Raw genomic sequence first — 13,391 nt, 5'->3', positions numbered from 1 at the left:
GTAAAATTAAGCCATGATACAGGATGCAGGTGATGTGTGTGGAAAAAGACAAATTGTCCAAAATAATAGAGGCGGCAAAGCTTTATTATTTGCTTGATTACAATCAACATGATATCGCAAAAGTACTTGGGGTTTCCAGGCCGACAGTTTCAAGGCTTCTACAGGCTGCAAAATCGAAAGGAATCGTCCAAATAACGATCAAGGACCCGATGGAAAATGTGGAGAGCCTTGCAGAAGCACTGGAAAGGAATTTCGGCCTGAAAAAGGCTATTGTTGTTTCCATTCCACAGTATGAAGGTGCAATCATCAAAACATTTCTAGGAGAAGCGGCGGCGGCCTTTCTCAATGAGATAGTTGTGGATGGCGATATTATTGGGGTTACATGGGGAACGACCATTTACCATGCGGCGGTTGAATTGAAGCAAAAAGCGGTAAACAAAGTAAAAGTTGTGCAGTTGAAGGGAGGAGTCAGCCATTCGGAAACGAACACATACGCATCCGAAATTCTCTACCTGTTTGGCAAAGCGTTCAATACCGCTCCACACTATCTGCCACTTCCGGCAATTGTTGACCATCCAGTCGTGAAACAGGCAATGGAGGCGGACAGGCACATCAAAAGAATCCTGGACCTCGGCAAACAGGCGAACATCGCGATGTTTACAGTTGGTCCGGTCAGGGAGGAATCGCTCCTTTTTCAGCTTGGGTATTTTTCGCAGAGCGATTTGGATTCCCTTTATGGGAAGGCTGTCGGGGATATTTGCTCGAGATTTTTTGACAGTGACGGGAAGATTTGCAATGAAAGCCTGAATGGCCGGACCCTTGGCATTGACCTTGATGAGTTGAAAAGAAAGGATCACTCCATCCTTGTGGCTGGCGGACAAAACAAAATTGAAGGGATTTATGGGGCATTAAAGGGGCGCTATGCAAATATCCTCGTAACCGACCACTTTACGGCGCAATTCCTTCTTGAAAAAATTGGGGAAAATACAAGATAATTATTTTACATTTGTTCATAATTATTTTTACAAATGTTCGTCAAATTTGGTATAGTTAAAATTGAACAAAAGGAGGAATTGCTATGTCTAAACAAATTGCAGGCATGATTGACCATACATTATTGAAAGCAAATGCAACAAAAGCGGAAATCATTAAGCTAGCCGAGGAAGCAAGGGAATATAAATTCGCTTCGGTATGCGTAAACCCGACATGGGTAAAAACAGCCGCCGAGGTACTAGCAGATACGCCGGAAGTCAAGGTTTGCACGGTAATCGGCTTCCCTCTTGGCGCCAACACCCCTGAAACAAAGGCTTTTGAAACAAAGAATGCGATTGAGAATGGAGCTTCCGAAGTCGATATGGTCATCAACATTGGTGCCTTGAAAGATGGCGATGTTGATTTAGTCGAGCGCGATATCCGCGCTGTTGTTGAAGCGGCTAAAGGAAAGGCGCTAACAAAAGTTATCATTGAAACAGCATTGCTGACGGATGAAGAAAAAGAAAAGGCATGCGAGCTCGCAGTAAAAGCAGGTGCTGATTTTGTTAAAACTTCCACGGGCTTTTCGACGGGTGGCGCATCGGAAGCAGATATCCGGTTAATGCGCACCGCGGTTGGGCCTGAAATCGGCGTCAAGGCATCCGGGGGCATCCGGAGCAGGGAAGACGCCCTTAAGATGGTTGATGCAGGAGCTACGAGAATTGGCGCAAGCTCTGGTGTCGCGATTGTAAAAGGTGAAACTTCCGACAGTTCCTATTAAAATTTAGCCATAAAGAGGTAATGCAATGAAAGAAATTTTAATGGCGCTGGCAGGAGGCATGCTCGTTGGGCTTCTGTTTAAATTCCTCAAGCTGCCTTTGCCTGCACCGCCAGTATTTTCAGCTGTAGTTGGAGTCTTCGGTGTTTATTTCGGCGGAGTCGTTTTTGATTGGTTACAAAGGTTTTTTCAAAGCTAAACATACGGGGAGTGGACAGGATGAATGAAAAGGAGTTAATCCAGGAAGCGATTAAAGCAAGGGAGTTTGCATATATCCCCTATTCCAAATTCGCGGTAGGAGCGGCTCTATTGTCTAAAGATGGCCAGGTATTCCGGGGCTGCAATATTGAAAATGCCGCCTACTCCATGGCCAATTGCGCTGAACGAACTGCTATTTTCAAAGCGGTTTCCGAAGGGGTTACCGAGTTTAAAGCAATTGCCGTTGTAGCTGATACAGACAGGCCATGCTCTCCATGCGGCGCCTGCCGCCAAGTAATCGCGGAGCTGCTTGGGCCAGAAGTCGATATTATCCTCACCAATCTAAAAGGCGAAGTTTTACGTGTCCGCTCGGAGGATATTTTGCCAGGAGCATTCCTTCCGAAAGACCTTGAATAAACATTATGCAAAAGCCGGCGCCTGCCGGCTTTTTGCATTCCATCTATTTCGAAACATACGGATTTTCCGTTATCCAGAACCGCCATAGATAGTCCTTTGCTTCCCCGGAATTACCGATTCCAATCCTAGTTCCTGTTGAAATGGAGTCTGGGACAATTCCTCTTGCAATGAAAAGCGGTGGTTCCGTTAATTTTCTTCCATAGTCCTCCATTGTGATGCCAAGTGCTTTCGTCAGCTTCCCTGGACCACTTGTCAGTTTAATGGTTTGGTCCACACCCCTTCGTTCATGCATGAGCGCCTCCCCGCATACAGGCTCGACAGCCCTGATCAGCACCGCCTCTGGGTTGCCCTCGCCACCGCTTACAACATTAACAAGGCAATGGGTATGCATAACATACGTATAGGCCCTTCCTGATTCCCCGAACATCACTTCTGTCCGTTTTGTCCGCCTGTTCAGGTAACTATGCGCCGCCCGATCGCCAGGGCCAATATACGCTTCTGTTTCGACGATATATCCTGCGGCAAGCCCTTTCGCCGTTTCCTTTGCCAAAATGCATCCCAGCAGGGAACGGGCGAGGGTAAGTGTAGGCTGTTCAAAAAATTCCCGGTTAAGGGGAACCAAAACGGAACAGTCTTTTCCATTGTGATTAATGTCCATGAAAACCTCCAATTTGGCTTTTTTAAAACGCTTCCCCTCCATGGAGGATTTTAACCCGGAAATAAGGGGAAATAGTACGAAAGTACACAATAATGTTTTTTTCTTCCGTGAATTTCCTGCTTTGTTCTGTTGTTTCCAAGCTGTGCAACTACTAAACTAGAAAAGGACTACACTACTAAAACTGACATTGTTCGGGAAAACTCCCCAAACGAAACATTTGGAGTTGATTAAATGGAATTGAAAAAATTCGAAAAAATGTTGCTTGATAAAATTAAGAATCAATTATCGGACTGGTTTGATGTTCAGGGAGCAAGCATGCCAAATGACGCAGACCTTTTCCGGTTCCTCCACTCGATTAAAGGCACAGCGGGAACGGTCGGGCTTTTAGCTTTTACTGATTTGGCGGAAAACCTGATGGCGCAAATAAATGAGGACGGCGCCAGGCAATGGAAACAAGAAAATTTGAAGATATTTTTAAACGGACTAATCAGTCTTACATATGAATTTGAGAATGATTCACGCCAGAAAAACGATGATATTGCCGCGCATTTGCCGGTAATCCAAATCATTAGCGAGGATATTTCTGGGATCGTGCTCGTCAAAGAAGCTCTTGAGGAAAATGGCTGGATTGTCATGCCATATACCGCTCCAGAAAAAACGCTTAGAAGCAAATATGACTTCAAGCCGGACCTCATCATCCTGGACACCAGGGAAAGGCTTGGGGTCAGCATGCTGGATGACCTTGAAAAGCACCATGCCAATTCCTTTATTCCTAAACTAGTAATTGGCAGCGCCGGAGGCTGGAAGGAAAGGGTGGAAGCCTACAATCAGGGGGCGGATGATTTTATCGAAATCCCTTTTGAAATTGAAGAACTAATCGCCAGGGCTGGCCGCCTGTTAAAGAGGAAGGAACTGTTTGACCAAACCGCCCTTCTGGATGAATTGACAGGACTTTATAATCGAAGATTCCTTCATGATATTTTTAAAAGGAATATCGCGGCCCTTTCAAGGACAAAAAAAGAATTTTGCTTTGCCGTGCTGGATATCGACCACTTCAAGGAAATTAATGATGAATTTGGGCATCTAACAGGAGACCGTGTGTTGGCCTCGATTGCCTCCCACATCAAGGAAAGAACAAGGGGAACCGACAGTTCATTCCGCCTGGGTGGGGAGGAATTCGCCATTATCCTGCCTGGAACGGGGATTAAGGAAGCGGAGGCCATCCTGAACAGGCTGCTTGATGAAATCCGGAACCTTGTGTTTATGGAAAACGGCAAATCTTTTTCGGTTTCCTTTTCAGCGGGGGTTTTTCCGATAAGTAATGAGTCGACAACGTTGGAGGAAGCAATTGGCAGCGCGGACCGTTCGCTTTATATCGCAAAAGGAAATGGCAGGTCACAGGTGGTCGCTGCCGAGGGAAGCAGCGGAGAGCCTTATAAAAAGCCTCTCCATATCTCTGTAATAGATGATGATGCGATTATAAGGACTATGCTTTCAAAAATTATTAAGAGAATGGAAGTTCCCGGTTTTCAAACTGATATTGAAGCCTTTGGCAACGGCAAGGCGTTTTTCGATTCAAACCGCCTTCAGGTTGATGGAGATCACTTCCTGATTCTTGATGGAGTCATGCCGGTAATGGATGGGCTAGAAGTCCTTCAGAAGGTAAGGAAGGAAGTGTTGGGAACGCCCGTGAAAGTGCTTATGCTGACCGGGCGTAAGAACGAATACGATATTGCCAGGGCGCTGAAGCTTGGCGCCGATGATTATGTGACGAAGCCCTTCAGCTTAACAGAGCTTGAAGCGCGGATTAAAGTTTTGATCCAGAGGCCGAATTGATGGCAACTGAACTGTATGCACTTTCAATTTTGACGTCACTGTTAATTGGCACCCTTTTCCTGCTTCTTCTCTATCTCGCCATCAGGAAGATAGTGGCGAAAAAGAAACGGGAACAGGTAAATGAATATAAGGAAAAATACAATCCTTATCTTTTTGAATATATAACCGAAGGAACCATCTCGAGAAAGCTTGTTCCAAGGAGCGGCGTCGAGAAGAAAGCCGTGGAGGAGCTTCTCGCGAAATACGCGGAAATCCTTGAAGCTGGTGAAGAGCGGAAGAACCTGTCGGATTTGGCTGTACTCCACCTTACCGATTATTATCGCGGCAGGCTGAAAAGCCGTAAATGGAGTTCAAGGATGAATGCCCTCTATTATATAGAGAACTTCAAGATGGGCACGCTCCTGAAGGACCTGTTTTCGATGCTCGTGCAGAAAAGGACATCACGGGATGAACTAATCCACATTTTGCGTATTCTTGCCAACTTCCAGTTCATTAACCTTTATGAATACTTGAACAGGAAATTTTCTTTCCTATCGGAATTTGAATGCCGCAATATCTTAATCAGGCTCGAGGATGGACATTTCGACCAATTCACGCTTGGCTTCCACCAGGCAAGGGTGGAGCTGCAGCATGCAGTCCTGGATGTAATAGGCGTTAAAAAAGACATCCGATACTTGCCTTTCCTCGAATCTATTTTCCAATCGTACAGCGGGGAATCAAGATTGCGGGCGCTGAAGGCAATCGCCTCGATTGGATACGTGAACAATCTTGACGATTACCTTCCTCTCGCATACTCTACACGCTGGGAAGAAAGGATGCTTACCGCGAGAATCATAGGGTCGATGAGAGATGAAAAAGGAATTGCCAGCCTCATAGAGCTTATGCATGACCGTACGTGGTGGGTCCGTTCCCAGGCAGGGCAGGCGCTTGCTAAATTTCCAGGCGGAAGTGCAATCCTGAAGGGAATTGTTGATACAACAACGGATCAGTTTGCCAGGGATATGGCAATCGAATGGATCCATAAAGGAGTTTAACGATGCCGAATCTTGAGTGGCTCGATATAGTTGCTTTTTTTGGTTGGTTTATTGCTATTTATATGTGCGGGTCCATAATTTTTTATTGGATAATCCTAATTATCTCAATTGTGCAGCTCCGAAAAGAATCGCAGCTTGACAGGGATCAGGCATACATGGAGTATACAAATGAAATTTATACAAAGCCGGTATCAATCATTGTCCCGGCATATAACGAGGAGGCGGGGGTCGTCCAAAGCGTCCGGTCACTCCTGACCTTGAATTACCCTCTTTTTGAAGTCATTGTTGTAAACGATGGTTCAAAGGACCAGACACTAAAAAAAATGATTGATCATTATGAAATGAAGGAAATCAGCAAAGTCATCCGTAAACAGCTCGATTCAAAACCGATCAGGAAAACCTATCAATCTTCGCTTCTCCCAAACCTTTATATGATCGACAAGGAAAATGGGGGGAAAGCGGATGCCCTGAATGCCGGACTTAATTTTTCCAACTACCCTTATGTTTGCTCCCTGGATGGTGATTCGGTCCTTGAACACGATGCTTTCCTAAAGGTTATGAAGCCTATCATTGATTCAGATGAAGAAGTCATTGCTTCAGGGGGAAGCGTCCGAATTGCGAACGGCTGTGAAATTAGGGATGGGCATATCTTAAAAATCGGAATATCAAGCCATCCACTTGTTATTATGCAAATTATTGAATATTTACGCGCGTTTTTAATGGGAAGGATTGGGCTAAGCCGACACAATCTTCTGCTGATCATTTCCGGAGCGTTTGGAGTTTTCTCCAAACGCTGGGTCATGGAAGCAGGAGGATACAAGACAGATACGGTCGGGGAAGATATGGAACTGGTGGTCAGGATGCACCGGCTCATTAAAGAAAAGGGATTAAAGAAAAAGGTTGTTTATGTCCCAGATCCCGTTTGCTGGACGGAAGTGCCGGAAGACATGACCACTCTCCGCCGGCAGCGCAGCAGGTGGCACCGCGGGTTGTTTGAAAGTCTTTGGACCCACCGGGGACTAACCTTCAACCCGAAATACGGCTCGATTGGTTTCATAGCCTTCCCTTATTTCTGGTTTGTCGAGTTCCTTGGGCCAATCATTGAACTTGCTGGATATATCTTTTTACTCCTGTGTCTGTTTTTAGGTGGAACCTATCTTGAATTTGGGATTCTTTTGTCCCTGCTACTACTACTTTATGGCTCGGTCATTTCCATGGCGGCTGTCCTGCTGGAAGAATGGACTTTAACAAAATATCCTCAGGTAAGACATATTGTGAAACTCTTTTTGTACTCTTTGACCGAGACGATTTGGTACAGGCCTCTTACCGTTCTATGGCGGTGCGAAGGGATATGGAAATTAATCAAAAGGGATAAGAGCTGGGGAGAAATGAAAAGAAAAGGTGTTTCCCAATGATGCGATTGAAAAATACCCCCCGCCTTTATGTCATTCTCATCACATCCGTGTTTCTGGCTGTACTGACTGCCCCTTTTTGGCTCTGGCAGTTGAAAGCGGCGAAGGAACTGAATGTGTTAATTATCGATAAAACTGTTCCTGACAAATCTTATAGGGAACATAACGGACTCGTCTGGGTATTGAATAATGAAAAATACAGGACGGACGAAGGAAAACCATACTCAGCCAAAACCAACTACATCGGTTTTAAACCAGGCGATAATGGAAAGTTCAGCACCATAGGCTTGCCCGAAAATTTAAAGAGATACAATGTAATCTATCTTGCAGATCAATATGGCGTATATGAGGAAGAGTTTCTTGGGAAAAAACAGCATGGCAAACGTTCCAGGTTGTTATATGGTGGACTCCAGCCTGAAGAAATCGATAAAATTGAGAAAGCGCTTCGTACAAGCGAAGGAATAACATTTATTGCTGAATTTAATACATTTGGCAGCCCTGCAACTGACGAAGTTCGTTCAAGGATGTCTAACCTCCTCAACGCCGACTGGACTGGCTGGATTGGACGTTATTTCCCTGACCTTGCAAGCGAGGAGGTGCCAGCTTGGGCAAAAGAACAGTATAGAGGGAAGCCAGGGGGCTGGACCGGTCCTGGATTCGTGTTTGTGAACAAGGAAGGCCAAGTAGTGGTTGCTTCTGAAAAGGAGTTGACTGGAAATGGCGTGGATTTCACTTTTACAACAGCAGGCGAAAAAAGGTTTGGGCGTAAGCTCGAGGCAACGTATCAATACTGGTTCGATATTGTTGAAGCAAGGGACAGTTCGGAAGTTCTCGCGTCTTTCAGTCTTCCCTTAAAGGCAGAGGCAAGGGAGCGGTTGGAAGGGTTCGGTATTCCTTCCGTGTTCCCGGCAGTCGTTTCCCATGTAAATATCCAATTTACCTCTTATTATTTCGCAGGTGATTTTGCAGATGAGGGTGAAGTTCCATCCATTTATCAAACCAAAGGATTAACGGAATGGAAGGAGCATTTTGGAACACAGGATTCATTTTATTGGGAGGGATATGTTCCAATGATGAAAAAACTTTTTAAACATGGGCTTCATGCAGATATAAAGCTGGATGAGGTTGAAATTGGCGGTTGAAATTGGCGAAAGTTCAGATTTAACTACGACAAAGATTCCTGATTCATCATGAAAAATATTTACAAACAGGCACGGAAGGGGACTCGCGATGAAAAGGATTTTGTTGGCGGAAGATGAAGAGATTTTACGGATGCTGGTAATGGATACGCTCGAGGATAGCGGTTTTGAAATCGATGAAGCCGCTGATGGCAAGGAAGCGCTCGACCTTATAAAACAAAACACCTATGATTTGATCATGCTTGATTATATGATGCCAGTGTATACTGGTTTTGAAATTATCGAAATGATCCGGGAAAAGGCAAGGAGCGAAGGGACAAAAATTGTAATGCTTTCCGCGAAAAGCCAGCAGTATGAGCAGGATAAGGTACTTGCTGCAGGGGCAGATTACTTTATTTCGAAGCCCTTCAGCCCTGCGCAGCTTTTGGGAAAGGTCGAGGAGATACTGAATGGGGAAAATTAGGGATTATGTGAACAAAAGCCTTTCGAGAAGATTTGGCGTTATGATGGGCGCGTTCCTTGTCTTTTTCCTCGTTGGCACTGGCATTCTGCTTTCCATCCTTAATGTACTGAGCAGTTCCTACACAGAGGAAAGAACCGCCCTCAAGAAAAAGACAATGGCAGCCCAGAACATCACTGAAGCTTACAACCAGGGATTCTTTGATGCAAGGGGCTATCTGGCTTTCGGCAATAAAAATATGAGAGATAGTACAATTACAATGGAAGAAGAAATTAGAAGGCTTTCAGATGATTTTGGCCTGAAGGCTTCATCAGAAAGTGATTTAGTATTCCTTCAAAAAGTGAAGGATTTTTCTGACTATTATTTTGGCGTAGTCCTTCCGCCTGTATTTACGGCATATGAAAACGGGGCGCAGGGGCATGAGCTTGCAGAGGCAAATCCTGAAGTTACCAAGAGGGTAAGGGACTTTAAAATCTACCTAAGCGATTATCTGACCGGGCTCGAGGATGAGTTGGACGACCGGTACAGCAAGCTGATACGAACGCAAACTTATGTGATGTTTACATTTATATTATTTATTGTTGGAATCCTCCTTACAGTTCTAGCCATAACAAGGTTGATGCTAAACCAGGTTGGCAAGCCCCTTTCCGAGCTTTCCGCCGCCGCAAATGACATTGCCGATGGTAAACCGGCCCTCTTGCCAAAGGCGGAAAACAGGGAGGATGAGATCGGGGTTCTTACACTCGCCTTCCGGGTCATGACCGAAAAAGTAATGGAAAAGGAAAAGGATCTGCTTGAGCAGAACAATACGCTAATTGACCAAAAGGAAGAGCTCCATGCCCAGCAGGAGGAGCTTGAAAAGACGCTTCTCGTATTAAGAAAAAATGAGGCAAAGCTTAGCAGCAGAAATGAATTGATAAACAGGATGTCCAGGTCGATGAACAAAAAAGAAGTGCTTGGCAGCGTTATTTCAAATATGTGCAAAATCCTGAATGCAGATAAGGGGATTATTGTGCTGGTATCCGATTATTCCTATGCAGCCGAGGGAGTTTCCCCTGAGGGAAGCAAAAAATTTATTAGGCATTTAAAGGAAGGGATGCTTGACAGACTTGCCGCTGAAAAAGGAGCTGTTTTACTCAGCAGGCGGACGCGGCCAGAGGAGGAAGGCCTGCACGAGGAAAGCTTTTATTGCCAGGACCTTTATTTGCCAATCTTTTCTGCTGAAAAGGAAATAGACGCGGTCATGTGTTACACCCGAATGGGCCGGCCATTCAGCGAAGAGCATTATGAGGATTGGCGTGTATTATCTAAAAATATAGGAATAGCGATTGATAAAATAGCACTTTTTGAACTATCCGAAAGGGAAAGAAGGCTCAATCAAAGTATTCTTGATTCAATAAAGGAAGGAGTCCAGCTCGTTGATAAAGCCGGTATAATCCTCCAGGTAAATGGCCAATTTTGTGAAATGTTTGGTAAGGAGGACAGACAGCTGCAAGGAATGGACCGAGAGCAATGGACAACCATGCTGGATTTCTTTATTGAAGAAAGCGATGATTTTCTTATCTACTTAAATGAAGCCTTGTCCGGCGAAGAAAATGGGGAGTCAAAAACCTTTACGTATACAAAAAAGGATACAGGCCAGGTTATCAAGGTATACAGCGAGGCAGTTTGCCACGGTGGCGAAAGGCTTGGAACTGTTTTTGTCCATAGGGATATTACAAAGGAATTCGAAGTTGACCAAATGAAATCAGAATTTGTCAGTACTGTAAGCCATGAATTAAGAACGCCGCTCGCCAGTATTCTTGGCTTTAGTGAGCTCATGCTGAATCGGGAACTGAAGCCCGATCGGCAAAAAAAGTACACAGCTACAATTTTGAGCGAGGCTAAGCGGCTGACGAGCCTGATTAATGATTTCCTTGACGTGCAAAAAATGGAATCCGGGAAAATGGATTATGACAAAAAGCCGGCCGATATAGTTGAGGTACTTAATCATGTTGTTGAAATTTACAAGGATACGACTGCAAAGCATGAAATCGACTTAGATGCTCCAGAAGAGGCACTCGTTCTCGGTGACAAGGATAAGCTTGGGCAAGTTTTTAGGAACCTGCTTAGCAATGCCATTAAGTATTCACCCGACGGCGGTGTCATCAACGTCTCGGTTTATCGGGACAAAAGCAATATCCATATTGATTTTACAGACCCTGGAATCGGGATATCTGAAGAAGCGATTGGCAAACTATTCACGAAGTTTTATCGGGTTGACAATTCGGACCTTCGAAAAATAGGAGGAACAGGCCTTGGCCTTGCCATTGTCCAGGAAATTGTTAAAGCGCATCGTGGTGATATTAAAGTCAGCTCCGTTCCGAATATGGGTTCTACCTTTACGGTAACATTCCCTGCCTATATGGCAAAAATAGGGGAGAAGTCTGACACAGAGGAAGACAATAGTTCTGGTTACCGGGTAATGGTGATTGAAGATGACTCCAGCCTTGGTGAGCTTATTGTCCAGGAACTAAAAGAAAATGGCTTTCGAGTCACCTATTTTGCCAATGGAGCAACCGCTCTTGAAGTAATGGGGAAACAGCCGCCAGACGCTCTTGTCCTCGACATTGTCTTAGAGGGAGGGGGGCTAGACGGATGGGAAATAATGAACAGGATGAAGCAGAGCGCCAACCTCAAAAACATTCCAATAATTATTTCCAGTGCCCTGGATGAAAAAATACGAGGGCTGAACCTTGGTGCCCACGAATATCTTGTGAAACCTTACAAACCGAGCCAACTGTCAAAAACCATAATGCAAACCCTTTTAAATTTGGGAAAATCCGGCCAAATTTTCATACCGGGCAAAGGCAATCATGAATAAAAAATGAAACACAAGCAGCCCCTGTAAAAAGGGGCTAATTGTCATGGAATCTTCCTGATTTTATCCCCTTATATAAGGTATAATAGATGTGTTTAGAGATTTACGATGGGAAGGGACTTAAGAAGGGGCGGAAAAAATGGACATGAAGAAAGAATACCGTATCGAAAAAGACTTCCTTGGGGAAAAGGAAGTTCCAATTGAAGCCTATTATGGGGTTCAAACGATGCGTGCGGTTGAAAATTTCCCGATTACTGGTTATACCATTGACTCAAGCCTTATTAAATCGATGGCAGTTGTCAAAAAGTCGGCGGCCATGGCCAACAGGGACACAGGCCAGCTTGACCGCGAAATTGCCAACGCAATCATAGCTGCCGCGGATGAAGTAATAGAAGGAAAATGGCATGAACAATTTATCGTCGACCCAATCCAGGGTGGCGCGGGTACATCAGTTAACATGAATGCGAACGAGGTTATTGCCAACAGGGCCCTTGAACTGCTTGGAAAGCCAAAGGGCAGCTATCAATCCATTAGCCCAAATACGCATGTCAATATGGCGCAGTCGACAAATGACGCGTTTCCGACTGCAATCCATATCGCAGTGCTCTCTTCGCTTGAAGGGCTCTTGAAAAATATGGAGTCGCTTAACGGGGCGTTTGTTGAAAAAGCGAAGGAATTTGACGATGTTATTAAAATGGGCAGGACGCACTTGCAGGACGCCGTCCCAATCAGGCTTGGCCAGGAATTCCAGGCGTATGCGAGAGTACTTTGGCGCGACATTGAAAGAGTCAGGAATTCAAGGATGCATCTGTACGAGGTAAATATGGGTGCGACGGCTGTCGGAACCGGTTTGAATGCTGATCCGGCCTATATCGAAAAAGTTGTCGGCTACCTTGCCCATAACAGCGGTTTTCCGCTTGTAAAGGCAGAACATCTCGTCGATGCAACCCAAAATACAGATTGCTATCTCGAAGTTTCGGCCGCGCTTAAAGTGTGCATGATGAATATGTCGAAGGTTGCGAATGACCTGAGATTGATGGCCTCCGGACCAAGAGCGGGGCTTGCTGAAATCACGCTCCCGCCGCGCCAGCCGGGATCGTCCATCATGCCGGGCAAAGTTAATCCGGTCATGGCGGAAGTACTGAACCAGGTAGCATTCCAGGTTATCGGCAATGACCATACCATTTGCCTTGCTTCGGAAGCTGGCCAATTCGAGTTGAATGTCATGGAACCAGTTCTTGTATTTAATCTCTTGCAGTCGATCAAGATTATGACAAATGTCTTTGATGTATTCCGTAAGTATTGCCTTGAGGGAATTGAGGCCAATCGTGAAAGGCTTGAGAACTACGTCAATAACAGTGTCGGCATCATTACCGCAATTAACCCGCATGTGGGCTACGAAGTGGCTGCCGCAATTGCAAAAGAGGCCATTGAGACAGGAAAGTCGGTCCGTGATCTTTGTCTTGAAAAACAAGTTTTGACTGAGGCTGAGCTTGACGCCATCCTCCATCCATTTGAAATGACTGACCCTGGTATTGCGGGGAAAGAGCTTTTGAAAAAGAAAATATTGGTTGAAGCTTAATCAAAAAACAAGAGGCATCTTCGATAACTGAAGATGCCTCTTGTT

Annotated in this window: 12 protein-coding genes; 11 read left to right on the top strand and 1 reads right to left on the bottom strand. The window is 45.1% G+C overall.

What is annotated here, in order from left to right; translation table 11 throughout:
- Positions 1 to 38: 38 nt before the first annotated feature.
- The 4 genes from RB160_RS21365 (at position 39) to RB160_RS21350 (ending at position 2,365) form a co-directional block, all read left to right on the top strand.
- Positions 39 to 995, top strand: a complete 957-nt coding sequence (locus RB160_RS21365) for a DNA-binding transcriptional repressor DeoR (protein WP_316572474.1) — start codon at positions 39 to 41, stop codon at positions 993 to 995.
- Between the two features lie 83 nt (positions 996 to 1,078).
- Positions 1,079 to 1,753, top strand: a complete 675-nt coding sequence (gene deoC, locus RB160_RS21360; protein WP_316572473.1) for a deoxyribose-phosphate aldolase — start codon at positions 1,079 to 1,081, stop codon at positions 1,751 to 1,753.
- 25 nt (positions 1,754 to 1,778) lie between these two features.
- Positions 1,779 to 1,949: a DUF1427 family protein gene (locus RB160_RS21355; RefSeq protein ID WP_316572472.1), complete on the top strand. Its 171-nt coding sequence runs from the start codon at positions 1,779 to 1,781 to the stop codon at positions 1,947 to 1,949.
- Positions 1,950 to 1,969: 20 nt separating this feature from the next.
- On the top strand, positions 1,970 to 2,365 hold the full coding sequence (locus RB160_RS21350; RefSeq protein WP_316572471.1) for a cytidine deaminase: 396 nt from the start codon (positions 1,970 to 1,972) through the stop codon (positions 2,363 to 2,365).
- A gap of 43 nt (positions 2,366 to 2,408) precedes the next feature.
- Here the strand turns inward: RB160_RS21350 and RB160_RS21345 are convergent, their stop codons facing one another.
- Positions 2,409 to 3,023 (bottom strand): DNA-3-methyladenine glycosylase, encoded by a 615-nt coding sequence (locus RB160_RS21345; RefSeq protein ID WP_316572470.1) that lies wholly within the window; start codon positions 3,021 to 3,023, stop codon positions 2,409 to 2,411.
- Positions 3,024 to 3,254: 231 nt separating this feature from the next.
- Between RB160_RS21345 and RB160_RS21340 the strand changes: the two genes are divergently transcribed.
- The 7 genes from RB160_RS21340 (at position 3,255) to aspA (ending at position 13,346) form a co-directional block, all read left to right on the top strand.
- Positions 3,255 to 4,859 carry a GGDEF domain-containing response regulator gene (locus RB160_RS21340; protein WP_316572469.1) on the top strand — a complete coding sequence of 535 codons (1,605 nt, stop codon included), beginning with the start codon at positions 3,255 to 3,257 and terminating at the stop codon, positions 4,857 to 4,859.
- Positions 4,859 to 5,893, top strand: a complete 1,035-nt coding sequence (locus RB160_RS21335; RefSeq protein ID WP_316572468.1) for a HEAT repeat domain-containing protein — start codon at positions 4,859 to 4,861, stop codon at positions 5,891 to 5,893. The genes RB160_RS21340 and RB160_RS21335 overlap by 1 nt, the downstream gene beginning before the upstream one ends.
- Before the next feature lie 2 nt (positions 5,894 to 5,895).
- Positions 5,896 to 7,308 (top strand): glycosyltransferase family 2 protein, encoded by a 1,413-nt coding sequence (locus tag RB160_RS21330; RefSeq protein ID WP_316572467.1) that lies wholly within the window; start codon positions 5,896 to 5,898, stop codon positions 7,306 to 7,308.
- A complete protein-coding gene (locus RB160_RS21325; RefSeq protein WP_316572466.1) occupies positions 7,305 to 8,447 on the top strand; it encodes a hypothetical protein in 1,143 nt (380 codons plus the stop codon). Before RB160_RS21330 ends, RB160_RS21325 begins: the two co-directional genes overlap by 4 nt.
- 88 nt (positions 8,448 to 8,535) lie before the next feature.
- A complete protein-coding gene (locus tag RB160_RS21320; protein WP_316572465.1) occupies positions 8,536 to 8,907 on the top strand; it encodes a response regulator transcription factor in 372 nt (123 codons plus the stop codon).
- The gene (locus RB160_RS21315; protein ID WP_316572464.1) at positions 8,894 to 11,767 is read left to right on the top strand and encodes an ATP-binding protein; all 2,874 of its coding nucleotides are present in this window, start codon (positions 8,894 to 8,896) and stop codon (positions 11,765 to 11,767) included. Before RB160_RS21320 ends, RB160_RS21315 begins: the two co-directional genes overlap by 14 nt.
- A 136-nt stretch (positions 11,768 to 11,903) precedes the next feature.
- The gene (gene aspA / locus RB160_RS21310; RefSeq protein ID WP_316572463.1) at positions 11,904 to 13,346 is read left to right on the top strand and encodes an aspartate ammonia-lyase; all 1,443 of its coding nucleotides are present in this window, start codon (positions 11,904 to 11,906) and stop codon (positions 13,344 to 13,346) included.
- The last annotated feature ends 45 nt before the right edge of the window (positions 13,347 to 13,391 follow it).

It is taken from the genome of Neobacillus sp. YIM B06451, from assembly GCF_032667185.1.
GTDB lineage: Bacteria > Bacillota > Bacilli > Bacillales > Cytobacillaceae > Bacillus_D.
The sequence above is the reverse complement of the archived record's forward strand: the minus strand, read 5'-3'. Positions and strand labels throughout refer to the sequence as shown.